Genomic DNA, 23,155 nt, shown 5'->3' with positions numbered 1-23,155 from the left:
GCATTGTTGTTGTTATGGGATTGTGTGCAGTAGCGGGCGCCTGACTGCGGGGCGCGTTAAAGGGTCAGTCGGGTGTCCTCGATGTGAGCGCGCACGATGGCATCGAAATCGGCGTCGGCGGTGAAACCCAGGGCGCTTGCGCGCCGCGCCTCCACCCTGCTCGGCCAGCTCTCGACGATGCGCTGGATGGTGGCGTCCGGCTCCCAGCGGATCAGGCGGGTCACGTCGGGGCCTGCGACCCTTTGCAGGGCGGCGACCATGTCGGCGACGGTGGTGCTGATGCCGGGCAGTGGAATGATGCGTTGATTGCCCAGGGTTTCGGGCGACAGGGTCATGCCGCGCAGCATCGCTTCGACAATCCGGCGTGGCGAGGTGAGATAGACCTGGGTATCCGGGCGCACCGGGCACACGGCCGGTTCGCCGTTCAACGGCTCGCGAATGATCGAGCTGAAGAACGTCGACGCGGCTTTGTTGGGTTTGCCGGGGCGCACGGCTACGGTCGGCAGGCGCAACACACGGCCGTCGATGAAGCCTTTGCGGGCGTAGTCGGCCACCAGCAGTTCGCCGACCGCCTTCTGCATTCCATAGGACGATTGCGGCGTCAGCGCGGTGTCGTCGTTGACGACCTCGGGCAAGGTGCCACCGAACACCGCGAAACCGCTGGCGTAGACGAACCGTGGCCTGCTGCCCTGCTTGCGCAAGGTTTCCAGCAGGTTCAGCAGGCCATGCAGATTGACCTGCATGCCGAGGTCAAAATCAGCTTCTGCCGCCGAACTCACCACCGCTGCCAGGTGCCAGACCAGATCGACGCCATCGACGATACTCGCTACGACACGCGGATCGGCGATGTCCCCGGTAACCCGTTCAATGCGCGCGTCGTCGGGGAGTTCGTCGCCGGCAAAGGCATCGAACAGTACGATGCGCTCAATGGCCTGGGGCGCCTGGCCTTCCAGGGCCAGGCTGTGCAGGTCGAGCAGGCGGCGCGCCAGTTGCTGGCCGATGAAGCCGGTACCGCCGGTAATCAGAATGCGCATCTGTTTCTCCTTGTTGTTATTGGATCAGTGGCACGCCGCCTTGGGCTCAGTCCGCTTGAACGGTGCGCTGGCATTGCTCACCCAGGCCTGCAATGCCCAGGCGCATCTGCTGGCCGGCGCGCAGGAAGACGGGCTCGGGTTTCACGCCAAGGCCGACGCCCGGCGGCGTTCCGGTGGAAATGATGTCACCGGGTTGCAGCGACATGCAGCGACTCAGGTAAGCGATAAGCGCGGGAATCTGAAACACCAGGGTGCGAGTGTTGCCGTTCTGGTAGCGATGCCCGTCCACCTCCAGCCACAGGTCCAACTGATGCGGATCGGCGATTTCGTCGTGAGTCACCAGCCACGGACCGATGGGGCCGAAGGTGTCGAAGCCCTTGCCCTTGTCCCAGGTTCCGCCGCGCTCCAGCTGCCACTCGCGTTCGGACACATCGTTGATCACGCAATACCCGGCGACGTGGTCCATCGCATTGCTTTCGTCGATATAACGGCCGGCCTTGCCGATCACCACGCCCAGCTCCACTTCCCAGTCGGTCTTGCTCGAGCCGCGGGGGATCTGCACGTCATCGTTGGGGCCGCAGATGGCGCTGGTCCATTTGTTGAACACCACAGGTTCGGTGGGCACGGGCATGTTGGATTCAGCGGCGTGGTCGGCGTAATTCAGGCCGATGCAGATGAATTTCCCCACTTCGCCGACACAAGGGCCGATGCGCGGCGAGCCGTTCACCAGCGGCAAGGCCGTCGGGTCCAGCTCAGCCAGGGCTTGCAGGCTGGCGAGTTCCAAGGCACGACCCGCGATGTCGGAGATATGCGCCGAGAGGTCACGGATGTTTCCCTGGGCGTCCAGCAGGCCGGGCTTTTCCTGGCCTTTCTCACCATAGCGCAGCAGTTTCATAGGCAGTTCCTGAGTGGTTGCAAAAAAGAGAGTCAGATGCTCATGCCGCCGTCGATCACATGTACGGCGCCGGTGGTGTAGGCGCTGGCATCGCTGGCCAGATAAAGGGCCAGCGCAGCGATTTCCTCGGCTTGGCCGAGGCGGCCCAACGGCTGGCGATCGACGAACGCCTGATACACATCGGCCTCCGAGCGGCCTTGTTGCCGTGCCTGGACAGCGATGCGTTGGCGCAGAGACGGCGAGTCGACGGTCCCTGGACAGATGGCATTACAGCGGATGCCCTGCCTGACGTAATCGGCGGCCACCGACTTGCTCAGGCCAATGACGGCGGCCTTGCTGGCGCCGTAGGCAAAACGGTTTGGCAAGCCTTTGACGCTGGAGGCGACCGACGCCATGTTGATGATGCTGCCGCCGCCCGCGGCGAGCATCCCCGGAAGGAACGCGCGGATCATCCGGTACATGGCCGTGACGTTGAGATCGAATGAAAATTGCCAGGCTTGCTCATCGCATTCCAGCAAGGCGCCGCTGTGGACGTAGCCGGCGCAGTTGAACAGCACGTCCACCGTGCCCACCTGGTCGCGGATAGCCTCGATGGCGGCGCGTTCAGTCACATCCAGCGGCAACGCCAGGATGCCCGGCATATCCTGCAGCGGCTCGATATTCACGTCAGTGGCGATGACTTCGGCACCGGCCTGCTGGAAGGCCAGAACCGACGCACGGCCGATGCCCTGGGCGGCAGCCGTGATCAACACGCGTTTATTGGCAAGGGTCCATTGATTGGCAGGAGTCATGGAGGTGTCCGTTTTTTGTTGTTGGGGGACAGCGTCAAACGAACTTAGAGTCAGTTGCCGATAAGCGCCAATGAGATATTCTCAAGGTTCAATAACCGAGGGTTATCGGATGACCGATCTGGGCTTTAGCCAGTTGTGCAACTGGCTGCGTTTTCGTCACCTGGTGTTGGTGGACACCCTGGCGCGTACGCAAAACATGCACGCTACGGCACTGGAGATGAACATCAGTCAGCCTGCCGTCAGCAAGATGCTTCGCGAAGTCGAAAAGCAGTTGGGTTTCGCCTTGTTCCAGCGGCTGCCGCGCAGCATGTCGCCCACCGACCTGGGCGCTCACGTGGCCCGCTACGCGCGCATCGCACTCAATGACTCTCGGCATTTCGTGGGCCAGATCAATCATCTGCGGCAAGGCGGCCATGGCCTGTTGAAGATCGGCAGCATCTACGCCGCCACCTCCGTGGCGTTGCCGGCCGCCATCGTCGGGGTCAAGCAACGCTGGCCGCTGCTGACGCTGGATGTGCTGGAGGGCACCAGCGCGGATCTGCTGAACATGCTCGAACACAAACAGCTGGACCTGGTCATTGCCCGGTTCACCTCTGACCGCCACCGCCAGCTGTTCGAGTTTCAGCCCTTGGCGCCAGAACCCCTGTGCCTGGTGACCGGCAGCCAGCACCCGCTCGCCGGCGCGCATGAACTGCCGCTGGGCGAACTCGGCAGCTGGCCATGGATCGTGCCTCCCACTGGCACGCCAATGCGCATGCGGCTCGAACGTGCCTTTGCCGAGGCGGGCATGCAGACGCCCGAGAACACGGTAGAAACCCTTTCCCTGCGAACCATCCTGCAACTGCTGCAGACCGCGCCCATGGTGGCCATGCTCGCCGAGTCCATGGTCGGCCCTGACGTCCAGGCCGGACGTCTGGCCCGCCTGGCATTGCCGTTTCCGCTGGTCCTGGCGGACTACGGCATTATCACTCGCCGCGACGAAAGCCCTGGCTGGTCGGCACAGGCCTTGATCGAGGAGCTTCTCAGCGGCGCGGATGCGCAACGGGCGCAACAGAGCCTTCGATAACCCAAGGTTATCGATCAATGGAAAGCTGTCATTGGGCGCCTGGCATCCGGCCGACTAGAGTGAACGACGCCCGCGCTCGACGACGGGCGTCATCGCTCAACAGAGGCGCTCATGAGAACAATAAAAAGCTACAAGAAACTGACGATTCTGTTCCTGTTCCTGATCGGCGTCGTCAATTACTTGGACCGCAGTGCGCTGTCCATCGCCAATACCTCCATCCAGAAAGACCTGGGCATCAGCCCCATTCAAATGGGCGTCATGCTTTCGGCGTTTTCAATCGCTTATGCCTTCTCGCAGTTGCCGCTCGGCGCACTCATTGATCGCCTGGGCAGCAAGCTGGCGCTGGGCGGTTCCCTGATCGTGTGGTCCTTGGCGCAGGCTGCTTTCGGCCTGTTCAGCAGTTTTCATCAGCTGGTGGCATTGCGCGTGCTGCTGGGCATCGGCGAGGCGCCGGTGTTCCCGTCCGCCGCCAAGGCGCTGTCGGAATGGTTCGACACGCAGGAGCGCGGCACGGCAACCGGCTGGGTCTGGTCCTCGACCTGCCTGGGGCCGTGCCTGGCACCGCCGCTGCTGACCTTGTTCATGGTGCACCTGGGCTGGCGCGGCATGTTCGTGCTCACCGGGGTCATCGGCCTGGTGCTGGCCGCCTGCTGGTTCGCGTTCTACAAGAGCAAGGCGCAATACATGGCGCAGAGCGGACGCGCCGAACCACTGCCCATGCAAGCCAAGCGCCCGGCCACACCACGAGTACGCTGGATCGCCTTGTTCAAGGAGCGCAATACCTGGGGTGCGTTTCTGGGCTTCATGGGTGTGATCTACATGATCTGGCTCAATCTGACCTGGCTTCCGGGCTACTTCGAACGTCAACACGGGCTGGACCTGTACCGCACCGCCTGGGTGGTCTCGCTGGCCTACCTGTTCGGCGCCGTCGGGACCATTGTCGCCGGCAAGGCCTGCGACCGCCTGGTGGCGCGGGGCATGAAAGTGCTGGCCAGCCGTAAGCTGATGGTGATTCTCGGCCTGCTTGGCGGCGCGTTGTTCACGCTGATCGTGGCGTTTACCACCAACGTGGTGGCTTGCGTGGTGCTGCTGTGCCTGACCATGTTCTTCATCAACATCTCGAGCGCCACGGCCTGGATGATCGTCAACACCATTGTGCCTTCGGAACGCGTCGCCTCCTTCGGTTCGATCCAGAACTTCGGTGGTTACCTGGCAGGCTCCATCGCACCGATTCTCACTGGTTTCAGCGTGCAGCAGACCGGGTCTTTCTCGTCGGCATTCGTGATCAGCGCAGTGGTGGCAGCATGCTCGGCGGTGGCCTATTTCGCACTGCTCAAAGAACCCGCGCCCAAGCCGGTGACCTTGTCGAGCGCGGACGGGGCACCGGCTGCGGGGTAGGCGTTGCCGCGCGCAGATCGAGACTGCAGACCGAAACAGGGGCAAGCCAGCCGAACGGTTCAGACGCGGTTCCTACTGCTCGTTGTTCGGTCGACCTGCGCGTACCGCCTTGTCGTTTGTCGGGGAATGGTTGTCCGCTGCAAGAGGTGGGAGCCGGGCTATGCCGAACTCGACGATCAGCGTCGACGACGTTTGATTTGTCCTGGGCTTGAAGGAGGCCCAGGCTCAAGCTGCAGGCGTGGATGCCGTAACGGACTCGGCGTTCTCATGCGACTCGACGCTACGCTACGCTAGACGGGCGACCCGTCTGCGTTTACGCCCTGGCCGCTGCGGGCTGTAACGCTGAAAACGACTCGATGCCGGCAATGGGTAGCCAGTCGTTCAAAGGGGTCAGGTAGTGAAGTTCGAATCGCCTCGACAGAAACGCCCATTTCCCTGCGCGGCGTTCGAACCTGTCGTAATACAGCCCACTGACTTGCACCGGCCCCTTTTCGATGTCATGGAACAGGCAGTTCGCGGCGACGGTTCCCGTAGCGCTGTCGCCCACGATATCGATCAAGGGATTGGCCATCCAGTGGTGCATGTGGGGCATCTGGCGCCAGCTGTTTTCAGCCATGGCGAGGATCCCGTCACGGCCCGAGGCGCTGCCGAACCCTGGGAGATCGAGGCTGGCATCCAGGTGCCAGATGTCCTGCAGGAGCGCCGCGTCGAGGCGGTCGAATGCGTTCGCGTAAGCGCTGATAAGTCGATCGATCGCGGCGCGGCTTTCCAGCGCGTCGAGTCGCGCGCTGAGGGTATCGATGTTCATGATGTTCTCCTGGTTGAGATGTGCGCAGGACCGGCACCGGTCGGTCGGCGCCCGTCCAGGCCCGCCGGCCTCGGAGTGAGTTCGCGCGGGGGTCAGTGAGACTTCAGATTTGCGATAACCCCCCGTCGACCATCAGCTCCACGCCGTTTACGTATCTGGCGTCGTCGGAGGCCAAAAACAGTGCCGCGCTGGCGATTTCTTCAGGTTGTGCCATGTAGCCCAATGGCGTGATTTGCTCGACGTATCGGCGCAATGCGGCGATATCGCTCTCGCTCATTTTCAGCCCGTTGTCCATCAGCGGCGTGCGCGTGAAGCCGGGGCTCAACACGTTCGCGCGGATTTTGCGATCCTTGAGTTCATTGGCCCACGTGCGTGCAAATGATCGCACTGCCGCCTTGGAAGCGTTGTACAGGCTCAATCCTTCCATGCCGTTGCTGGAGCAGATCGAGGCGGTCAGGACAATGGACGAGGCGTCTTTCATCAACGGAAGAAGCGTCTGGACACTGAAAAAAACGCCTTTGACGTTCACGTCGAACATTGCGTAGTAAGCCGCCTCGCTGGTCTCTCCGAGCGGGTTTTTCTCGCAGATCCCGGCATTCGCGAACACGGCGTCGAGCCGGTCGTCCTGCGTTTCGATTGTCGTCTTGAGCGCGTCGAGATCCGCTTGACGCGAGACATCGGAAACCACCGCGACAGCCTTGTCGCCGAGTCTGGCAACCGCCGCCTCCAGCGTGTCCGCTGCCCGTCCGGTGATGTAGACGCGTCTGGCGCCCTGGGCGATCAAGGCTTGCGCGATGGAAAAGCCGATCCCCGTGGATCCGCCGGTCACGACGGCGACCTGATCGCTGAATTTACCTGCCATGTCTGACTCCTCAGTCGTTGATAAAGGGTCGTCTGGAGCGACCTTATTCATGGTGAGCGTCATCGCGGCACAGCGGGACTGACACGGATGAACAATGGCCGTGCAGTTTTGTAAGGCGAAAGACCGGGAGCGATCCCCTAAATTGGCATCCATCGGCTCGGCGCGAGCGGGCAAACAGCCTGCACAAGCCTGGCCGCTTACCTGTCGCCTTCACTCGTCGTGAAACCTGAGTTTCCACACAGGATGCCTGTCATGTCTCGAATCGAAACAGAAGCGCCCGAGCCCCGGCGCTGGCTGATGTTTGCCATCTTGCTCGTAGGCGCTTTTCTGCCGCCCCTGGATTTTTTTATCGTTAACGTCGCGCTGCCCTCAATACAGGAGGATCTGGGTACAGGGTCCTCCGCTGAGCAGCTGGTGATCTCTTCCTATGCGACGCTCTATGCCGTGACGCTGATTACCGGCGGGCGACTGGGCGATCTGTACGGTCGCGGGCGGATGTTCTTCCTTGGCCTGCTGGGCTTTGCCGCCGCGTCACTGATGTGCGGGCTGGCGGCTTCGCCCTGGCTCCTTATCCTCGGGCGAGCCTTGCAGGGCGTGACCGCCGCCGTGATGGCTCCTCAGGCGCTCGCTTCGGTGCAGGCGATTTTTCCAGCGTCGGAAAGACCCCTGGCATTGAGTGTGTATGGGGCCGTGTTTGGACTGGCGTCAGTGATCGGCCAGGCGCTGGGTGGCGTTCTGATTGCCGTCGACGCGTGGGGCATGGGGTGGCGCGCGATATTCCTGGTCAACCTGCCGATCGCGTTGCTGGTCATTGCGTTCGGCATCCCTGTGCTCAAAGAAACCCGTGCCCCGCACGCGAGCAAGCTGGACCTGGTGGGCACGGCGTTGTCGATGCTGGCGCTGACCGCGCTGGTCGTGCCGTTGATTGAAGGCCGCGAAGCAGGATGGCCATTGTGGGCCTGGCTGTCGCTCGCCGCAGCCGCTGTGCTGGCGGTGTTGTTCTGGCGATACGAGACCCGCCTGCGCCTCGCAGGCGGCACCCCGATCCTCGACCCGGCCGCCCTGAAAGCGCCTGGCCTGGGTCGCGCGCTACTGGTCGCACTTTGCTTCTACGCTATCGGTGTGTTTTTCCTGCTGTTTTCGCTGTACATGCAAGGCGCACTGCACATGAGTGCACTGCAGGCCGGCCTGATCTTCCTGCCCTTCGGCGTGGGTTTCCTGCTCGGTCCTTTATCGGTCCCCCGACTCCGGCGCGTCCTGGGGGGCTACGTGAACCCCGTAGGCATGGGACTGGAAGTATCAGGTTTTCTATGGCTGGGCTGGCTCGTGTCAGCGACGCCGACCACCCTCGCCCCGCCCCTCACGTCCCTGACGGCCATCCTGTTCATGATCGGGTTGGGACAAGGGCTGGCCCTGCCGACGCTGATGCGCATGGTCACGGGCCGGGTCGCGCCGGCGTATTCGGGGATGATCGCAGGCGTCACCAGCGCTACGTTGCAAATCAGCACGTCGCTGAGCGTTGCACTGATCGGTGGCGTTTTTTATACCTTGCTGGGGGAACAGGCGACGGCGGTCAGCATCACTCACGCCTTCACGATCTCCGTTCTGTGCATCGCCGCCTGCCTGGCCGTGGGGGCTGCGGTGAGCCTGACGTTAGCACGGCAGCCTGCGCTGGTACCGGAGCCATCGGCCGTTCGCTCGACCTGAGAGGCCTCAACGTTTTATGGGGCGCCGATCATGCTGGAGGCAAGATCGGCCAGCGCGCGCAGCCGGTCCATCTGGCGCATGTCCTGGTGATACCCCATCCAGATGTCCCGCCCTGGCGGCGGCGGGTCCTCATCCAGCCGTCGCAGCCCCGACACGGAGTCGCCGAGAACGCGGGGCAGTACGGCAACGCCAAGGCCCTTGGCGCACATCTGCGCCTGAACCGTCCGGCTGCTGCTGGTGAACACGGTGCGCGCCAGCGGATAGCGTTGCTGCAGCCACTGCACGTCCGGGTAATGAGCCTGGGCGACGTTCATGAGGATCAGGCCCAGGCCCTCGCCATCCGGGCGCGGCGTCGGGGCGTTCAAAGCGGCGTAGAGCCCGTACGGCAAGGTGGTGAGTTTGCGGTGGACGATATCGGGCTCGGTGAAGGGCACGATCCGGAAAGCGATGTCGGCATCCCGGCGGGCAAGGTCGAACAGCCGATGCCCGGCGATGACTTCGGGAACGATCAACGGATACCGTTGCACCAGTTCGCTCAGGACCGGCGACAACACATGGCAGGCAAACCAGTCGGCTGAGGATATGCGCAACAAGCCTTCGGGATGATCACCGTGCCCCGCCAGACGACGCTCGATGGCCAGGGCGCTGTGCTCCATGTCCTGCGCCAGACTGAGAATCCTCTCGCCGCTGTCCGTCAGCACCAGCCCTTGGGCAGTCCGCAGGAAAAAGGGCTGTCCGCTGGTGTGCTCAAGCACCTGCAGACGCCGCCCGACCGTCGGGTGACTGACCCCCAATTGTCTGGCGGCACCGCCCAGCGAGCCGCTGCGGGCAATCGCCAGGAAGATCCGCATGTCGCTCCAGTCCATGCCTCACCCCTTACAAAAATGAACGACGAGGTTGCAACAATGGCAGTCCCGCGGCAATCCCCTGAACCGCATACTTTGAAGCCATCAACAGCAGCAGGAGGCTTCAACATGAACATCGGCTTTATCGGGACAGGCAGCATGGGACGCGCCATCATTCCCCTGCTTCTTGCGGCAGGGCATCGCGTCTCGGCATGGAATCGCACCCGGAAAACGCTGGCGGATCTGCAAGACGTGCGCATCCTCGCCACACCCGCCGAGGCATTCCAGGAGGACGTCACCATCAGCATGCTTGCCGACGATCACGCCGTCAGGACTGTGCTGTTGACTTCTGCAGTGATCAACACCGCGAGAAAGGGCTGTATCCACGTCGTGATGTCGACGCTCTCTCCTCCGCTGATGAAAGAGTTGCAAGCCATTCATCACGCCAACGGCATGGCGCTGGTTGCGGCGCCGGTTTTCGGCGTGCCTGCGGTGGCGGCGAAGGGCGAAATGAACATCGTTGTCGCCGGGTCGCCGACGGCAATTGCGACCGTACAGCCCCTCTTCGACTTGCTGGGAAAAAAGACCTGGCGGATGGGCGACGATCCGGTGCACGCCAGCATTGCCAAGATCGCCGGAAACATGATGATTACCCAAGCCATCCAGTCCCTGGGTGAGGCCAGCGCGCTGGCCGGGCGTCATGGACTGAGCCCGGCCACATTCATTGACCTGATGACCCAGACCTTGTTTGCCTCGCCCAGCTATCAACGCTATGGACAGAACATCGTCAACGGTTCTTTCGAACCGGGCTTCGCGTTGTCGTTGGGTCTCAAGGATATCAACCTGGCCATCGAGGCGGCCCACCGCGTGAACCTGGAACTGCCCGCAGCCGACGCGGTGCGGGCGAACATGACCGCGGCCGTGGCCCGAGGGCTGGGCCACAAGGACTGGTCGATTTTTGCCACCGAAACGGTTACTCGCTCAGCGGAGCGTCCCAGGGAGATCACGACCGATAGTCGCTGACAGCCAGCTCGTATCGGAGGCGGCGATGGCGACCCTCTTCGAGCCCATGACGCGGGCTACATCCGAAGCGACCGCTGCGCGCAGCATCGGTCTGGGGCTGTTCAGGGTCAAGGAAATCACGACCGCCCACGGCGGTGTCATCTCCATTGAGTCGACCGCAGGCCTTGGCACGACCTTGAGTGTGAAACTTCCCGGAGACTGACCGTTTCCTGCGCATCGCACCACCACAATCAACCCCGAGCCTGACGACAACCCCGGCGCTATGCCCTCTCTCCCCGCGTCCCGACCAAAGCGGACGTTTGCCACATTCCGCCTTACGTCTAGGCTGTCTGAACACGCAAGCAGACCGTCCTTGAATTTCTACCTGGCGCTTTGAGGGTATGACATGTCAGCCGATTCCCATCCTGCCGTGCTCGAACTGATCGGCAATACGCCGCTGGTGCGCGTCAGTCGCATCGACACCGGGCCTTGTACGTTGTTTCTCAAGCTCGAATCCCAGAACCCCGGCGGCTCGATCAAGGACCGCATCGGGCTTGCCATGATTGATGCGGCCGAGCGCGACGGACGTCTGCAGCCAGGCGGAACCATTGTCGAAGCGACAGCGGGCAACACCGGGCTGGGTCTGGCGTTGGTCGGTCGGGCGAAGGGTTACCGGGTGGTTCTGGTGGTGCCCGACAAGATGTCCACCGAGAAGGTGTTGCACCTCAAGGCCATGGGCGCTGAAGTGCACATTACCCGCTCCGACGTCGGCAAAGGCCATCCCGAGTATTACCAGGACTTCGCGGCACGACTGGCGGCCGAGATCCCCGACGCGTTCTTTGCCGATCAGTTCAATAACCCCGCCAACCCGTTGGCACATGAATCCAGCACCGCGCCGGAAATCTGGGCGCAGACTCAGCATGACCTGGACGCTATCGTGGTGGGCGTCGGTTCGGCCGGGACGCTTACCGGCCTGACCCGTTTTTTCAAGCGCGTGCAGCCTGACCTGCAGATGGTGCTGGCCGACCCGGTCGGCTCGGTGGTCGCGCAATACAGCCGCGACGGCACCCTGCCAACCCCCGGTTCCTGGGCGGTCGAGGGCATTGGAGAAGATTTCATCCCCTCGTTTGCCGACCTTTCCAGTGTGCGCCACGCTTATTCGATCAGTGATGAGGAAAGCTTTGACCATGCCCGAATGCTGTTGCGGACCGAAGGCCTGCTCGGCGGTTCTTCGACGGGCACCCTTCTGGCTGCGGCGCTGCGGTATTGCCGCGAACAGACCGAGCCCAAGCGCGTCGTCAGTTTTGTCTGTGACACCGGCACGCGCTATCTGTCCAAGGTCTACAACGACCAGTGGATGACCGACCAGGGCCTGCTGCAGCGCACCCACTACGGCGATTTGCGCGATCTGATCGCCCGACGTTTCGAGGATGGCCGGGTGATCAGCGTCACGCCGGATGACACTTTGCTCACCGCCTTCCAGCGCATGCGTCTGGCCGATGTCTCGCAGTTGCCAGTGTTGGTCGAAGGCAAACGGCTGGTGGGGGTCATCGACGAATCCGACATTCTGCTGGGTGTCCATCAGGACCCTGCGCATTTTCAGCTCTCGGTTGCCGGCGCGATGAGTGACAAAGTGGAAACCCTGCCGCCGGACAGCGGCCTTGATGAACTCCAGCAGGAACTGGATCGTGGCCTGGTGGCGATCATCGCCGACGCCTCGGGCTTTCATGGCCTGATTACCCGGGTCGACCTGCTCAATCATTTGCGGAGATCTTTTGCATGAGCCAGCACGACGCAACCACGCCGCATCACGCCTTCGCTACCCGCGTGATCCATGCCGGGCAGGCTCCGGACCCTTCCACCGGCGCGCTGATGCCGCCGATCTATGCCAATTCGACCTATCTGCAGCAAAGCCCCGGCGTGCATAAAGGCCTGGATTACGGCCGCTCGCACAATCCCACTCGCTGGGCCCTTGAGCGCTGTGTCGCGGATCTTGAAGGCGGTACCCAGGCGTTCGCCTTCGCCTCCGGGCTGGCAGCGATTTCGTCAGTGCTTGAATTGCTTGATGCCGGTTCCCACGTGCTTTCCGGCGATGACTTGTACGGCGGCACGTTTCGCCTGTTCGACAAAGTCCGCCGCCGCAGCGCCGGCCACCGCTTCAGCTTCGTCGACATGACCGACCTGTCGGCCTTCGAAGCCGGGCTGCAGGACGACACGCGCATGATCTGGGTAGAGACGCCCAGCAATCCGCTGTTGCGGCTGAGCGACCTGGCAGCCATCGCCGCCATCTGCCGCGAGCGGGGCATCCTCTGTGTGGCGGACAATACCTTTGCCAGCCCGTGTATCCAGCAGCCACTGGCGCTGGGTTTCGACATCGTCGTGCATTCCACCACCAAGTACCTCAACGGCCATTCCGATGTCATCGGCGGCATCGCCGTGGTGGGAAACAACCCTGAACTGGCCGAGCGCCTGGGCTTCCTGCAGAACTCGGTCGGCGCCATCGCCGGCCCGTTCGACGCCTTCCTGACCCTGCGCGGGGTGAAAACCCTGGCGCTGCGCATGGAGCGCCATTGCAGCAACGCACTTGACCTGGCGCAGTGGCTGGAACTCCAGCCGCAAGTGGCACGCGTGTACTACCCCGGCTTGGCGTCTCATCCTCAGCACGTACTGGCACGCGAACAAATGCAGGGCTTCGGTGGCATGATCTCCCTTGACCTCAATACCGATCTGGCCGGAGCCCGGCGCTTCCTGGAGCAGGTCAAACTCTTCGCGCTGGCGGAAAGCCTGGGCGGTGTCGAGAGCCTGATCGAACACCCGGCCATCATGACCCACGCGAGCATCCCCGCAGAAAATCGCGCCCGACTGGGCATCGGCGACGCGCTGGTGAGGCTGTCGGTGGGCATCGAGGATGTAGAGGACCTGCGCGCCGATCTGGCGCAAGCCTTGGCCAGCATCTGAAAGACCGGCGCACGGGACCGTCGCTGGAGCCGAAGCGGCCGAAACTCGAAGGCGTTCGTGCGGAACCGGCGTCGGCTTGCCGTTCTTTCAAGGCCAGCCTTCTCGTCCAGACGTCTTATCGTGGGCAAGGCGCATTCAGCCCGCCAGCAAATCCACCAGCCAATTGATCAACGGGTTTGAATCCGAACGAGGGTGCCACGCAGCTATCAGCTCGTAGCCAGGCGGACAGCCTCGTCTTCCAGCCGGACGGGCAACAAATGGCCAGGATGAAGCGGCCGCAGGAACGCAACCCATCACATGAAAGGACCCAATCTCTATGCAATCTGTAAATCTGCAGACCAGCGAACGGCTGAATGGTCGCCGCTTTTCGGTGGCAAACAACACCCAGGGCTTATCCGGCGCCGGTACTGTGTTTCATTACCAGGTCGAGGAAGGCGCCATAACGAGCACTTACCAAGGAGGTCGGATTCGTATTGGTAATCAGGTAGGACGTATCACAGGGCCAGACACCATCGAACTTCTCTACCACTGTCTGACCACAGACGGCGAGCTTCTCTCAGGCTGGTCGCGCGGCAGAGTGGGCGTCGATGGGGCTGGGCGCACCACCCTGTCGTTTGTCTGGGGATGGTTGTCCGGTGCAACCGGAGGTGGGGACTCGAGCTATGTCGAGCTCGTCGATTAGCGTCGACGACGCTTGACCAAAACAAGTGCCCCATGACTATGCGGACCGACGTTTATGGGCAATCCGCCCTGTTCATAAACACCTCTTTGGCAGCAAAAAGGCCATTGAGCGCAGCAGGAAAGCCCGCATAGACCGCCATCTGCATCAGGATTTCTGTGATTTCCTCCCGTGACAGCCCAACATTCAAAGCTGCCTCGATGTGCACCTTCAGTTGAGGGGTGGCAGTGCCCATCGCCGCCAGCGCGGCAACCGTCGCAATTTCACGATCGCGCAGACTCAAACCGGGCCGTGAGTAAATATCCCCAAAAGGAAACTCGAACAGGTAGGTCGCAAAATCTGGAGCGATGTTTGCGAGCGCGGCGACGACTTTCTGTCCGGCTTCGCCATCAATCTCAGCAAGAGCGCGCTTACCTCGCTCCAGGCGACTTTCGTTTTCCAGCGGGTGGTGGTGTGTCATAACCGTTAATCCTCTGTGCTTGATCGATATACCCGGAGATCTTGGTGTCGAGGACGAGCAGGCAGGCGGCGAGGTCGTTGGCATGGGCCCGTACAGACTCACGGTGTTGTTCAAGCATCGCGCGGCGCTCGGCGTGCGTTTCAACACCGCGCTCGCGCAGAGTCGCGTAACGCACCATGTCCCGGATCGGCATCCCGGTGGTTTTCAGGCGTCCAAGAAATTCGATCCAGATCAGGATGGAGGCGTCATAGTCACGCTGGCCCGAACTGTCACGCTCGGCACAGGGTAGCAACCCGATCCGTTCGTAATAGCGGATCGTATGAGCAGAAAACCCTGAGCGCTTTGCCAATTCACCTATCTTCATATATGCCTTCTCGTCCAGACAATGAACACGTTACGACTTAGAGCGCACTCTAAGTCAAGCGTATTCCATGCTTGCTTGAAACAATGTCGTATCAGGAAGGCACAGGCAAAAGGCCGACGCTGGTTGCCGCCCGAGCGCGCATCGAGGATTTATGTATTTACGTGCGTATTTTAAAAATTATCGCTGCACGGCGATGCATTTGATCTCCACGAGCAGGCCCGGTCGAGCCAGTTCACTGACACCTATGCATGTCCATGCACAAGTGCTCCGGGGGAAGACTCGATCCTTCACTCGTCTGAAGACAGGCATGTGGGTTTGCATATCGACGTGATACGTCGTCATTTCGACGACATCTTCAAACCGGCAGCCACCAGCCGTCAGAACCAGCCGTAGATTCTCCCAAGCTGCCAAAAACTGCTGCTCGGGATCATCGATCACCGATAGTTCCGGTGTCCGGCCTACCTGACCGGCGCAGTAGAGCGTCTTTCCTACTTTTACAGCTGGCGCATAACCCGCTTGGTCGCAGAGCAATTTCATGCCGTCTGGAACGATGATCTGACGATCAGTCATGGTCGTGGAGCCCAGGATATAAACGGATATGAAACCTAACCCAAGTGCCAGAGCGCCGTCCAATCCGGTCACGCCTCACTAATCAATCGAACCCGGCAGGTGTGTCAGGCGCACGCTTACGAACAAAGGGCTACTTTTGTGCATGCGTGTCATCGACTACCGGTCCAGCGGCTTCGCTCTGCAGCGAGGTTTCATCCGTGCTGCCCTTGCCTTTCATCGTGTTCCACGCCCGCTTCCGGTCCTGATCTCGCTGCCGACATTCTTCACGTCAGTGACTGCGTTGCGCTTCACACCCCATCATCTGATCGAGCACACGCGCTGAGGTCTCAGCGACGTCAATCAGCCTGCTCTCCTGCCATCCTTCACGCGCAGCGGCCGATAGCCCGAGCATTGTTACCGAGACGTAATCCGCAATGAGCGCAGGCCTTGGCGTGCCGGATGACTTGAGAAAAGAAAGCATCCGCTCGCGGTTTTGCCCTGCTTTTTTTGAGGCCTCGCTGCCCCAATCGGTGGTTCCGGCCTTGGCGTGTTCCAAAATAAAACAGCCGCGTCGCCGAGGATGCGCAGCGTAGGCTCGCGCCGCAGCCGTCAACATATCTCTGAGCGCCGCCTGAGGCGAATTGCCGGGGGTCAGGAAGCGGTCCAGTGGCACCACCGTGGCCGAGTAGTGCTGCAACGCATCTCTGAAAAAAGCCCCTTTACTTCCGAAAGCACTATAGAAGCTGGGCGCTGTGATCCCGATTGCCTCAGTCAGCGTGGCCACGCTGACGTTCTCATAGCCGTGCTCGTGAAACAAATCCTGTCCGACCTGGACGGCGTCCTCAAGCGAAAACTCACGCGGCCGTCCACGCGATCTCTTAATTTCATTAACAACCATTACAAAATTCCTTTACCCATATGGATACCCAATAATATAGTGACCTATAACGTAAATAACCACCTTCTCCCATCGCCGCACCCGAAGACCCGGTGCTACCACCCTCACAAGGAAAACCATGCAGCCTTCCCCATCCCCCAGCCTCTCCATAGGAAAACCCAAGTCAGGCTCTACTCTGCCGACCGCGGCGCTGTCCGGCCTGGCGGCCAGCGGCTTCCTGTGCATCGTCACCGAAACGCTTCCCGCCGGCCTGTTGCCACAGATCGCCTCTGGTCTCAGTGTCTCTGAAGCCGTCGCCGGGCAGCTCGTTACCGTCTACGCGCTGGGGTCGCTGCTGGCTGCGATTCCGCTCACCAGTCTGACGCAAGGCTTTAGACGAAGGTCCGTGCTACTCGCGACGATCATATGCTTCGTGCTTGGAAACACGCTGACGGGACTGGCGGACTCGGTCGGCGTCGTATTGGTCGCGCGGTTCATCGCAGGCTGCGCAGCCGGACTCGCCTGGGGGATACTGGCCGGCTACGCGCGAAGCATCGTACGCCCCGACCAGACAGGGCCGGCAATGGCGATTGCCATGGTTGGTGTGCCCTTGGCGCTTTCGCTAGGTGTTCCTTTGGGGACGTTTCTGGGGAGCCTGGTCGGATGGCGCGGGGCATTCCTGACTCTGTCGACGCTGGGTGTCCTGCTGGTTGGTTGGATCATCGCAAAAGTACCCGATGCTCCCGGCCGAACGGGCGATGATCGACCCTCCCTTCTTCGAGTTCTCGGGACGAAAGGCGTCATGCCGATCCTGCTCGTCATTCTGACCTGGATGACAGCACACAACATCCTCTACACCTACATTGCCCCATTCTCAACGGCTGCCGAAGCACGTGTGGACCTCGTCCTGCTGACCTTCGGCATCAGCTCGCTCATTGGAATCTGGATTGTCGGACGGTGGGTGGATCGGATGTTGCGCCGGATGGTGCTCATCGCGATTGGATCGTTCGCGGTTACCGCCACCTTTCTTGCTGTCGCCGGGGACCAGAGCATCGCCGTCTACGCCGGTGCCGTGATCTGGGGCCTGGGCTTCGGCGGGGCCGGCGCAATGATGCAGACTGCCTCGGCGGATGCGGCCGGCGACGGGGTGGATTTGGCACAAGCAATGGTGACCACTGCCTGGAACCTTGCAATCGCAGCCGGTGGTTTTCTCGGCGGAACTCTGCTTACCAATGGAGGCACGCCGATGCTGCCACCCGTAGTCGCCGCGCTCGCCTCGGCCTCTTTCGCCATAGCTCTGGCAGCACGTCGCTTCGCCTTTCCGCCGGGCCGCCGCGCTCAGGCGAGCCGTTGAACTGTCCTCATCCCTACCCAATCCATGGAAAATCACATGAAGTCATTTGCACGCTCCCTCGCCCTTGCGGCGGCCTTTATAACGGGCGCGTCCGCTTGAGCTGCGTCGCAACAGGCAATCGAAATGGCGCAAGAGGAATCTGTGCTCCCCAGCGGTTTTACCGGTAATCAGGTCTGATTTCAGGCCCCGTTGTTGATCCGGGGTTAAGCAGTCGAATGTGAGCGTGGCGTCAAGATGGCCAAGGCAACTGCCACGATGAACAGCGCCGGCACGTCACCCGCCAAGTGCCCCATTTGCCCCGGCTGGGTGATCGCCTGGACAGCCATGATTCCTCCATGTACGGCGCTGGACCAAACGGTGAACCAGATCAGGCTCAGATTGGCTAATGGATGACGTGCGGCCAGGATCAGGAACACGCCCAATGTGGCGTAGATGCCAACGATCATCATCGGGTAGTCCGAGTGACCGACGTGCCAGGCCCAGCCGGATGGCCAGAACACCATAAGCGGGTAGAGAGCAAGGCATGCAAGGCCAGCTAGAACCAAAACGACGCGCAAATACTTGAGTCTATCGACTACGGTCATGGTGGACTCCTCTCGGGGCCTCTACGCTCCCCCAGTGGGGGTGTTGATGCGTTCACTGACTGGGCGCAAACATTCTTTGTGGAGTAGTTTATTGCTGACCAGCCCGGGCATCCCGACATTCGGGTGACCGCTGAAGGGGTTGAATACCATGCACGGCAAGCCCAATCTGCTCAATCAGTTCGGGCGGTAAACCAAGCATAGCTACTCATCAGATGTCGCCCCGCCCACCAGTCGCCTCTGGTCGTTAGCCAGTGGCGACACCCGGCTGCGGACTATGCACATTTCGCCGACTGACGACTGAGGGTGTGCATCAGGCTGATCTGCATCCCGTAAAGCCTCCATGTGCTCGCAATGCCCGGTTGCCCGATGATTTAAGAAGCCCCGCCTCAGCCAGGATGACTGTGCCAGTGTCCAGCGCGCCACCGGTGCCCCGCAGTAGAGCGTGCAACGTCGTGCCGTTGTGGCTTTCGGGGGCCCACTAGCTGGGCATTGCTATCGAACCCGCATGAATTCTGCGGTGACTCGTCCGCCATCCGGGCGAATGAACGTTTCGTACATTCGCTCCCCTTCCACCCTGAGCTGCAGATCGCGTTCCGTCCGAACAGCGCCCACCCAGTTGGGAAACGTCGCGCCCTCAACGCGATTGCCTGAAAAATGGCCTTGTTCGTTCACTGTGTAGGTGCCGAAGAATCCAATACTCGATGCCATGGCGCGCCTGTTTTCGTCATCGGTGCCGCCGCCGCGTGCGTTGGAACCAAAATGCGGGGTCTGACCATTGGTTAATACCTCGACAAAATGCATGTCGGCAGTGAAAACAAGCATGCCTTGAGGATTATCACCATAGGGCTGCTCAATCTTACCGTCGCGTTCCAACGTGGCGGAAATCATGCGCCAGGTACCCGCCAGCTGGTTCGGGGTCGCGGAAGGAGGCATGGCGTGGCTGCACCCGACGACGCTCAAGGTCGCGAGCAACATTGCGGCGAGCCTTTTCATAACGTGTCCGTCGTCAGTTTCAGCGCTTTATGTGCCAGCAGACCCTCCAGCCGGGCGGGCGAAGCGCGATGGATATTCGCGTACGCCGTACTGCCCGGTGCGATCAGGCGTCCTGGATGCGCGCAGTTCGCAGCAATTCCCGCAACGCCAGGCCCTGGCCCGACAATGTCGATGTCGATGTCGATGCGTGTTTTCATCGTGATGCTCCTCCTGAGATCGGCCGCAGTGTACGGTCATCAAATGCCAGGAATAAGCCGCACGCGCCTGGATAGGCTGGTTAGATAAATTCACCAATGAGCGACATCACTATTTCAACGCCGAACTCTCTCATCAGCTGGGCCTGCGCGCCTTTTGAAGCGGTATAAGCTGCAATCGCAGGGAACGCCCGGTAAATCGCACAAGAGGAGACGTTGACGAGAGTGGGTGATTCCACTGGAACATACGCTCAGATGGACGCCGAGTCGCGAACCGACGCAGGATCGTCCATCTGACCGGAACCTCGTCGCAGGTCGTCAGCAACAAGGCGCCTTCCGCATGGCGCTGATTTCCGCGGCCGCTTGAACGGATCGAACCTCAAATAAGGTAATTGCAGCTCGCCCCGACGCGATGGTCATTGGAAGAATCCTTGACGACGAGGTTGGAAAAACTGTGCTGCTTTTTCAGGTTGTCGACCGCTGTCATGCGGTTGGTTACAAACGCCTCTCGGGTCATGAATCCAGGGGGTTCTCGACCCGATGACAAATAGTCGACGAAGACTTTGCCGGCCAGGCAACCGCTCATAGCCTCCCAGTCTCGTTTATCAAACGCCGCGAAGAAGCGGCACAACAGCGCATGCACCGCTACGAAAACCTGGCTGTTCATGATGCATCCTCCTTCAAACCCAGCTCACGATACCGTTACGAGCTGGCTGGCTGCGAGCCTTTGAACGGCTTGCGTATTGGCGACTTCCCGTACATCAATTTTGAGCAGCGGCATATCAGTTACCTTTTTCAGCGATCAGAGTCGATGCGGTGCGCATCTCCTGGACAAGCGTTTGCAGAAGAACTGCTGCCGGTAATTCTCTGGCCAGCGGGGCGCCTTGACCTGCCCATTGAGCAGCAAAATCGTGGCAACCTTTGGCGCTGGCAGCGGCGTGCAAGGCCTTGGCCACGTCGTAGGCGAGCGGGTATTCAGCCGGGAGCGGGATCTTTTCGAGGTGGGAATCCAGGTAAAGCCGATTGGCAATCCCACGGGCGGGCCGTCCCGAGATGTAACTGGTGACGCGTGTCTCATGAGCTTTGGCGGTCTTCAGAGTCTCTCGGTGTTCTTGGGTCGCGGACGACTCAGGGCACAGAATGAACGCTGTGCCCAACTGACAACCGCTCGCGCCAAGCATCATGGCAGCTTCAATGCCGGCGCCGTCCATGATGCCTCCTGCGGCAATCACCGGCACATCCACTTCCCGAGTGACAATACGTAAGAGAGCGAATAGACCCATCTGGTGGTCCTGGCCCGGCGAATCATCGAACACGCCTCGATGGCCGCCAGCCTCATAACCCTGGGCGACGATTGCCCGGATACCGGCGTGTTCAAGTTCTCTCGCTTCATGCAGCGACGTGGCGCATCCGATGGTGAAAATACCTGCTGCGTTAAGCTCCGCGATCCAGGCCCGAGAAGGCATGCCAAAATGGAAGCTGACGACGGGAGGCCGCTCTTCCAGCAGCATTGCCAACATCGCTTGATCGTCAACGAAACTTGTGTAGATCTCCCTTAACGTTGAGGGCGCGACCGCTTCAAACTCGGCGAAGGCAGACGCTATGTGCGCCAGCCAGGCATCGTTTCTCGCCTGATCGAAGGTTGCCGGACGGTGGCAAAACATATTGACGTTGAACGGCTTTGCGGTAAGCGCTCTTGTCTGCCTGATCAAGTCGCGCCCCTGATCGACGTTACTGGCACCCAGACCGATAGAGCCCAGCCCACCGGCATTCGAAACCGCTGCGGCCAGCCTGGGCGTCGAGACGCCCACCATGGGCGCCTGGATGATGGGGTATTCGATACCCAGCAAAGGCAATAATCCGTGTTTCGGCATAATTCACCTACCTTACGCGTCGTGAGTTTCGGTCAATGGCGCCACCAGCGGCTCCCGGACGCCATTTCAAGAGTTGCTAAACCAGCGCTTCGGCGGGACCGAAGAATTCATAGTGCGTCTGATCTTCAGGCACTTGCAGCTCATGCAGCGACCGCTTCATAAACGCCATGAAAAGCTTAGGGCCCAGGAAGTAGACGTCCTGATCTCTGTCAGCGGGTAGCCACTGCTTCAGATGCTCTATAGACGGCAGGCCAATGGCATTTGGGTAAGTCCCGGCATGGGTGCCGGCTTGGTTGTGAACCACATACGCCTTGAATAGCGGATAGCGTCGCTGCCAGTTTTCCAGCACGCCCTGAAAGCCCTGCGCTTCGGCATTACGAGCGTAGTGAATAAACACGACCGGGCGGTTACCAGCCTCAAGTGCCGTTTCGGCCATTGCAAGCGTTGGAGTGATGCCGACGCCGCCGCTGATCAGCACGAGCGGCTTGGTCCCGTCGGTCAGCGTGAAGTTACCGGCAGGCGGAAACAGCTCAAGCACTGACCCGGCCGCGACCTGATCGTGGAGATAATTGGAGGCAACGCCACCTCGCTCGCGCTTGACGCTGATGCGATAGCCAGCCCCCGAAGAAGGCGCTGACAGCGAATAATTTCTCCGGACTTCCGCACCGTTGATGTTTAGACGAACGCCAATGTACTGGCCCGCCTTGTGCGCCACGACCGGCTTGCCGTCGACCGGCTCGAGGTAAAACGACGTAATCTCACTGCTTTCAGGGATCTTGCAGGCCACTTTGAACTGTCGCCCGCCTCGCCAGCCGCCTGGCGCCGAGGCGATGCTCTCGTACATCCCCTCTTCGGCGTCGATCAAGATGTCGGCGAGTTGCTGATAAGCGGCTGCCCACGCGTCAATCACTTCATCCGTGGCCGTCTCAGCTCCCAGCACTTCCCGGATGGCGCGCAGCAGACAGGCGCCGACAATCGGGTAATGCTCGGGAAGGATCTGCAGCGCCACGTGCTTGTTCACGATCTGGCCCGCGAGCGGCCCGAGGTTCTCCAGGCGGTCAATATTTCTGGCGTACATCAACACACCGTTGGCAAGCGCACGCGGCTGCGCCCCGTTGGCCTGATGCGCCTGATTGAACAACGGCCGCACCTCCGGGTGCTCGGCCAGCATGATGTTGTAGAAGTGGGTCGTGAGCGCCTCGCCGCCTGTTTCCAAAACCGGGACTGTCGCCTTGATGATGTCGCGTTGCGATGGGGTGAGCATATGAACTCCGATAACTCAGTCAGTGCTAACGACTGAGCAACGAATGTGCCATATGCAAAACCCCCGTAAACCGGACACTTCGCGAGTCCATGGGTCATTAAGACTCGGGTCAGAATGACTCTAGCGCAATGGGAAGAGTCATTTAGACTCAGTTGTGTAAAGCGCCCTATGGGAGCTCTGGAATCGACATCAGAACACTGCGGTTCTTTCACTAAACCGAAGATGACAACCGCGGATGGCGCCACCCCGCTTCCCACTACGCGTTAGAGCGCATGTATTGAGGTGTCGCGGCGATGCGCCGAGCAATATCGCGCGCCGCTTCATGGAGGCTCCGTGGGATTTTTTCTAAATGGAGTCCTCGGGCAGCAGCGTTCTTTCATTGAGCAAGTAGCGCAGTCGGTTTGCGAGGATCGAAAGATGATGGTGTCGGCTTTCGTGACATGTGAGCGCTGGTTCTTGAAGGCCCGCGCCCATCCGCAGCGGTTAGGTCATCGCCCACTGGGGTGGCGAAACCATGGGTTACGTGATGCTTCCCTTCAGGTTGGCGGCGTTCGGCTTGAGCTGTTTTCTGGTCCGGATGATCGCCCAGAGCACCGG

General features: G+C 60.9%; 25 protein-coding genes and 1 pseudogene. 9 read left to right on the top strand and 17 right to left on the bottom strand.

From position 1 onward, the window contains the following. Window positions 1-56: 56 nt before the first annotated feature. From denD to EGJ27_RS00210, 3 genes are read right to left on the bottom strand one after another with little or no spacing between them, the layout of a single operon-like run. On the bottom strand, window positions 57-1,034 hold the full coding sequence (gene denD / locus EGJ27_RS00220) for a D-erythronate dehydrogenase (RefSeq protein WP_125828613.1): 978 nt from the start codon (window positions 1,032-1,034) through the stop codon (window positions 57-59). A 46-nt stretch (window positions 1,035-1,080) separates the two neighbouring features. After that, window positions 1,081-1,929, bottom strand: coding sequence for an ureidoglycolate lyase (locus tag EGJ27_RS00215; protein WP_125828612.1), 849 nt, complete (start codon window positions 1,927-1,929; stop codon window positions 1,081-1,083). 32 nt (window positions 1,930-1,961) lie between these two features. After that, window positions 1,962-2,720, bottom strand: a complete 759-nt coding sequence (locus EGJ27_RS00210; RefSeq protein ID WP_125828611.1) for an SDR family oxidoreductase — start codon at window positions 2,718-2,720, stop codon at window positions 1,962-1,964. A gap of 109 nt (window positions 2,721-2,829) precedes the next feature. Here EGJ27_RS00210 and EGJ27_RS00205 point away from each other — a divergent pair, with 109 nt between their 5' ends. Together EGJ27_RS00205 and EGJ27_RS00200 are read left to right on the top strand one after the other, a co-directional pair. Further along, a complete protein-coding gene (locus EGJ27_RS00205; RefSeq protein ID WP_125829418.1) occupies window positions 2,830-3,786 on the top strand; it encodes a LysR family transcriptional regulator in 957 nt (318 codons plus the stop codon). Between the two features lie 111 nt (window positions 3,787-3,897). Further along, the gene (locus EGJ27_RS00200; protein ID WP_125828610.1) at window positions 3,898-5,184 is read left to right on the top strand and encodes an MFS transporter; all 1,287 of its coding nucleotides are present in this window, start codon (window positions 3,898-3,900) and stop codon (window positions 5,182-5,184) included. A 313-nt stretch (window positions 5,185-5,497) separates the two neighbouring features. Here EGJ27_RS00200 and EGJ27_RS00195 read toward each other — a convergent pair whose 3' ends face one another. Both EGJ27_RS00195 and EGJ27_RS00190 read right to left on the bottom strand, forming a co-directional pair. Beyond that, window positions 5,498-5,992 carry a nuclear transport factor 2 family protein gene (locus EGJ27_RS00195; protein WP_125828609.1) on the bottom strand — a complete coding sequence of 165 codons (495 nt, stop codon included), beginning with the start codon at window positions 5,990-5,992 and terminating at the stop codon, window positions 5,498-5,500. Window positions 5,993-6,095: 103 nt separating this feature from the next. Beyond that, window positions 6,096-6,854 (bottom strand): SDR family NAD(P)-dependent oxidoreductase, encoded by a 759-nt coding sequence (locus EGJ27_RS00190; RefSeq protein WP_125828608.1) that lies wholly within the window; start codon window positions 6,852-6,854, stop codon window positions 6,096-6,098. A 252-nt stretch (window positions 6,855-7,106) separates the two neighbouring features. Here EGJ27_RS00190 and EGJ27_RS00185 point away from each other — a divergent pair, with 252 nt between their 5' ends. After that, on the top strand, window positions 7,107-8,561 hold the full coding sequence (locus EGJ27_RS00185) for an MFS transporter (protein WP_125828607.1): 1,455 nt from the start codon (window positions 7,107-7,109) through the stop codon (window positions 8,559-8,561). Between the two features lie 14 nt (window positions 8,562-8,575). Here EGJ27_RS00185 and EGJ27_RS00180 read toward each other — a convergent pair whose 3' ends face one another. After that, a complete protein-coding gene (locus EGJ27_RS00180) occupies window positions 8,576-9,427 on the bottom strand; it encodes a LysR family transcriptional regulator (protein ID WP_125828606.1) in 852 nt (283 codons plus the stop codon). Window positions 9,428-9,535: 108 nt separating this feature from the next. On the opposite strand from EGJ27_RS00180, the gene EGJ27_RS00175 reads away from it, so the two are divergent. From EGJ27_RS00175 to EGJ27_RS00155, 5 genes are all read left to right on the top strand, one after another. Next, a complete protein-coding gene (locus tag EGJ27_RS00175) occupies window positions 9,536-10,429 on the top strand; it encodes an NAD(P)-dependent oxidoreductase (RefSeq protein ID WP_125828605.1) in 894 nt (297 codons plus the stop codon). A 25-nt stretch (window positions 10,430-10,454) separates the two neighbouring features. Beyond that, window positions 10,455-10,631 (top strand): ATP-binding protein, encoded by a 177-nt coding sequence (locus tag EGJ27_RS00170; protein ID WP_125828604.1) that lies wholly within the window; start codon window positions 10,455-10,457, stop codon window positions 10,629-10,631. 183 nt (window positions 10,632-10,814) lie between these two features. Beyond that, window positions 10,815-12,191: a pyridoxal-phosphate dependent enzyme gene (locus EGJ27_RS00165; RefSeq protein WP_125828603.1), complete on the top strand. Its 1,377-nt coding sequence runs from the start codon at window positions 10,815-10,817 to the stop codon at window positions 12,189-12,191. Next, window positions 12,188-13,366: a PLP-dependent aspartate aminotransferase family protein gene (locus tag EGJ27_RS00160; RefSeq protein ID WP_125828602.1), complete on the top strand. Its 1,179-nt coding sequence runs from the start codon at window positions 12,188-12,190 to the stop codon at window positions 13,364-13,366. Before EGJ27_RS00165 ends, EGJ27_RS00160 begins: the two co-directional genes overlap by 4 nt. Before the next feature lie 316 nt (window positions 13,367-13,682). Continuing rightward, window positions 13,683-14,048 (top strand): hypothetical protein, encoded by a 366-nt coding sequence (locus EGJ27_RS00155; RefSeq protein ID WP_125828601.1) that lies wholly within the window; start codon window positions 13,683-13,685, stop codon window positions 14,046-14,048. A gap of 52 nt (window positions 14,049-14,100) precedes the next feature. Here EGJ27_RS00155 and EGJ27_RS00150 read toward each other — a convergent pair whose 3' ends face one another. The 4 genes from EGJ27_RS00150 to EGJ27_RS00135 form a co-directional block, all read right to left on the bottom strand. Beyond that, window positions 14,101-14,505: a carboxymuconolactone decarboxylase family protein gene (locus tag EGJ27_RS00150; RefSeq protein WP_125828600.1), complete on the bottom strand. Its 405-nt coding sequence runs from the start codon at window positions 14,503-14,505 to the stop codon at window positions 14,101-14,103. Beyond that, the gene (locus tag EGJ27_RS00145; RefSeq protein WP_125828599.1) at window positions 14,456-14,869 is read right to left on the bottom strand and encodes a MerR family transcriptional regulator; all 414 of its coding nucleotides are present in this window, start codon (window positions 14,867-14,869) and stop codon (window positions 14,456-14,458) included. The genes EGJ27_RS00150 and EGJ27_RS00145 overlap by 50 nt, the downstream gene beginning before the upstream one ends. Before the next feature lie 177 nt (window positions 14,870-15,046). After that, a complete protein-coding gene (locus EGJ27_RS00140; RefSeq protein WP_125828598.1) occupies window positions 15,047-15,439 on the bottom strand; it encodes a RidA family protein in 393 nt (130 codons plus the stop codon). Between the two features lie 268 nt (window positions 15,440-15,707). Continuing rightward, window positions 15,708-16,316, bottom strand: coding sequence for a TetR/AcrR family transcriptional regulator (locus EGJ27_RS00135; RefSeq protein WP_125828597.1), 609 nt, complete (start codon window positions 16,314-16,316; stop codon window positions 15,708-15,710). Window positions 16,317-16,434: 118 nt separating this feature from the next. On the opposite strand from EGJ27_RS00135, the gene EGJ27_RS00130 reads away from it, so the two are divergent. After that, window positions 16,435-17,649 carry an MFS transporter gene (locus EGJ27_RS00130; RefSeq protein WP_125828596.1) on the top strand — a complete coding sequence of 405 codons (1,215 nt, stop codon included), beginning with the start codon at window positions 16,435-16,437 and terminating at the stop codon, window positions 17,647-17,649. A gap of 203 nt (window positions 17,650-17,852) precedes the next feature. On the opposite strand, the gene EGJ27_RS00125 is transcribed toward EGJ27_RS00130, so the two are convergent. The 7 genes and pseudogenes from EGJ27_RS00125 to EGJ27_RS24980 all read right to left on the bottom strand — a co-directional run. Then, window positions 17,853-18,233: a DUF6632 domain-containing protein gene (locus EGJ27_RS00125; RefSeq protein ID WP_125828595.1), complete on the bottom strand. Its 381-nt coding sequence runs from the start codon at window positions 18,231-18,233 to the stop codon at window positions 17,853-17,855. A 492-nt stretch (window positions 18,234-18,725) separates the two neighbouring features. Then, window positions 18,726-19,226 carry a lipocalin-like domain-containing protein gene (locus EGJ27_RS00120; RefSeq protein WP_125828594.1) on the bottom strand — a complete coding sequence of 167 codons (501 nt, stop codon included), beginning with the start codon at window positions 19,224-19,226 and terminating at the stop codon, window positions 18,726-18,728. Continuing rightward, window positions 19,223-19,423: a hypothetical protein gene (locus EGJ27_RS00115; protein ID WP_125828593.1), complete on the bottom strand. Its 201-nt coding sequence runs from the start codon at window positions 19,421-19,423 to the stop codon at window positions 19,223-19,225. Before EGJ27_RS00115 ends, EGJ27_RS00120 begins: the two co-directional genes overlap by 4 nt. 376 nt (window positions 19,424-19,799) lie before the next feature. Then, window positions 19,800-20,087 (bottom strand): nuclear transport factor 2 family protein, encoded by a 288-nt coding sequence (locus tag EGJ27_RS00110; protein WP_125828592.1) that lies wholly within the window; start codon window positions 20,085-20,087, stop codon window positions 19,800-19,802. 115 nt (window positions 20,088-20,202) lie between these two features. Next, window positions 20,203-21,294 carry a nitronate monooxygenase family protein gene (locus tag EGJ27_RS00105; RefSeq protein ID WP_125828591.1) on the bottom strand — a complete coding sequence of 364 codons (1,092 nt, stop codon included), beginning with the start codon at window positions 21,292-21,294 and terminating at the stop codon, window positions 20,203-20,205. A 76-nt stretch (window positions 21,295-21,370) separates the two neighbouring features. Continuing rightward, window positions 21,371-22,558, bottom strand: a complete 1,188-nt coding sequence (gene hmpA / locus EGJ27_RS00100) for an NO-inducible flavohemoprotein (RefSeq protein ID WP_125828590.1) — start codon at window positions 22,556-22,558, stop codon at window positions 21,371-21,373. 265 nt (window positions 22,559-22,823) lie between these two features. Next, window positions 22,824-23,046: pseudogene (locus tag EGJ27_RS24980) on the bottom strand (IS5/IS1182 family transposase); the annotation flags it as partial. Window positions 23,047-23,155 lie beyond the last annotated feature (109 nt).

The sequence above is a fragment of the Pseudomonas sp. v388 genome (genome assembly GCF_003935425.1).
In the GTDB taxonomy this organism is placed as follows: domain Bacteria; phylum Pseudomonadota; class Gammaproteobacteria; order Pseudomonadales; family Pseudomonadaceae; genus Aquipseudomonas.
Note: the sequence above shows the minus strand (reverse complement) of the source record. Positions and strands in the feature narration are given on the sequence as shown.

Bases quoted from the DNA above. Each gene is read 5' to 3' on its own strand.
- denD (WP_125828613.1), bottom strand. From the start codon at position 1,034: ATGCGCATTCTGATTACCGGCGGTACCGGCTTCATCGGCCAGCAACTG.
- EGJ27_RS00215 (WP_125828612.1), bottom strand. From the start codon at position 1,929: ATGAAACTGCTGCGCTATGGTGAGAAAGGCCAGGAAAAGCCCGGCCTG.
- EGJ27_RS00210 (WP_125828611.1), bottom strand. From the start codon at position 2,720: ATGACTCCTGCCAATCAATGGACCCTTGCCAATAAACGCGTGTTGATC.
- EGJ27_RS00205 (WP_125829418.1), top strand. From the start codon at position 2,830: ATGACCGATCTGGGCTTTAGCCAGTTGTGCAACTGGCTGCGTTTTCGT.
- EGJ27_RS00200 (WP_125828610.1), top strand. From the start codon at position 3,898: ATGAGAACAATAAAAAGCTACAAGAAACTGACGATTCTGTTCCTGTTC.
- EGJ27_RS00195 (WP_125828609.1), bottom strand. From the start codon at position 5,992: ATGAACATCGATACCCTCAGCGCGCGACTCGACGCGCTGGAAAGCCGC.
- EGJ27_RS00190 (WP_125828608.1), bottom strand. From the start codon at position 6,854: ATGGCAGGTAAATTCAGCGATCAGGTCGCCGTCGTGACCGGCGGATCC.
- EGJ27_RS00185 (WP_125828607.1), top strand. From the start codon at position 7,107: ATGTCTCGAATCGAAACAGAAGCGCCCGAGCCCCGGCGCTGGCTGATG.
- EGJ27_RS00180 (WP_125828606.1), bottom strand. From the start codon at position 9,427: ATGGACTGGAGCGACATGCGGATCTTCCTGGCGATTGCCCGCAGCGGC.
- EGJ27_RS00175 (WP_125828605.1), top strand. From the start codon at position 9,536: ATGAACATCGGCTTTATCGGGACAGGCAGCATGGGACGCGCCATCATT.
- EGJ27_RS00170 (WP_125828604.1), top strand. From the start codon at position 10,455: ATGGCGACCCTCTTCGAGCCCATGACGCGGGCTACATCCGAAGCGACC.
- EGJ27_RS00165 (WP_125828603.1), top strand. From the start codon at position 10,815: ATGTCAGCCGATTCCCATCCTGCCGTGCTCGAACTGATCGGCAATACG.
- EGJ27_RS00160 (WP_125828602.1), top strand. From the start codon at position 12,188: ATGAGCCAGCACGACGCAACCACGCCGCATCACGCCTTCGCTACCCGC.
- EGJ27_RS00155 (WP_125828601.1), top strand. From the start codon at position 13,683: ATGCAATCTGTAAATCTGCAGACCAGCGAACGGCTGAATGGTCGCCGC.
- EGJ27_RS00150 (WP_125828600.1), bottom strand. From the start codon at position 14,505: ATGACACACCACCACCCGCTGGAAAACGAAAGTCGCCTGGAGCGAGGT.
- EGJ27_RS00145 (WP_125828599.1), bottom strand. From the start codon at position 14,869: ATGAAGATAGGTGAATTGGCAAAGCGCTCAGGGTTTTCTGCTCATACG.
- EGJ27_RS00140 (WP_125828598.1), bottom strand. From the start codon at position 15,439: ATGACTGATCGTCAGATCATCGTTCCAGACGGCATGAAATTGCTCTGC.
- EGJ27_RS00135 (WP_125828597.1), bottom strand. From the start codon at position 16,316: ATGGTTGTTAATGAAATTAAGAGATCGCGTGGACGGCCGCGTGAGTTT.
- EGJ27_RS00130 (WP_125828596.1), top strand. From the start codon at position 16,435: ATGCAGCCTTCCCCATCCCCCAGCCTCTCCATAGGAAAACCCAAGTCA.
- EGJ27_RS00125 (WP_125828595.1), bottom strand. From the start codon at position 18,233: ATGACCGTAGTCGATAGACTCAAGTATTTGCGCGTCGTTTTGGTTCTA.
- EGJ27_RS00120 (WP_125828594.1), bottom strand. From the start codon at position 19,226: ATGAAAAGGCTCGCCGCAATGTTGCTCGCGACCTTGAGCGTCGTCGGG.
- EGJ27_RS00115 (WP_125828593.1), bottom strand. From the start codon at position 19,423: ATGAAAACACGCATCGACATCGACATCGACATTGTCGGGCCAGGGCCT.
- EGJ27_RS00110 (WP_125828592.1), bottom strand. From the start codon at position 20,087: ATGAACAGCCAGGTTTTCGTAGCGGTGCATGCGCTGTTGTGCCGCTTC.
- EGJ27_RS00105 (WP_125828591.1), bottom strand. From the start codon at position 21,294: ATGCCGAAACACGGATTATTGCCTTTGCTGGGTATCGAATACCCCATC.
- hmpA (WP_125828590.1), bottom strand. From the start codon at position 22,558: ATGCTCACCCCATCGCAACGCGACATCATCAAGGCGACAGTCCCGGTT.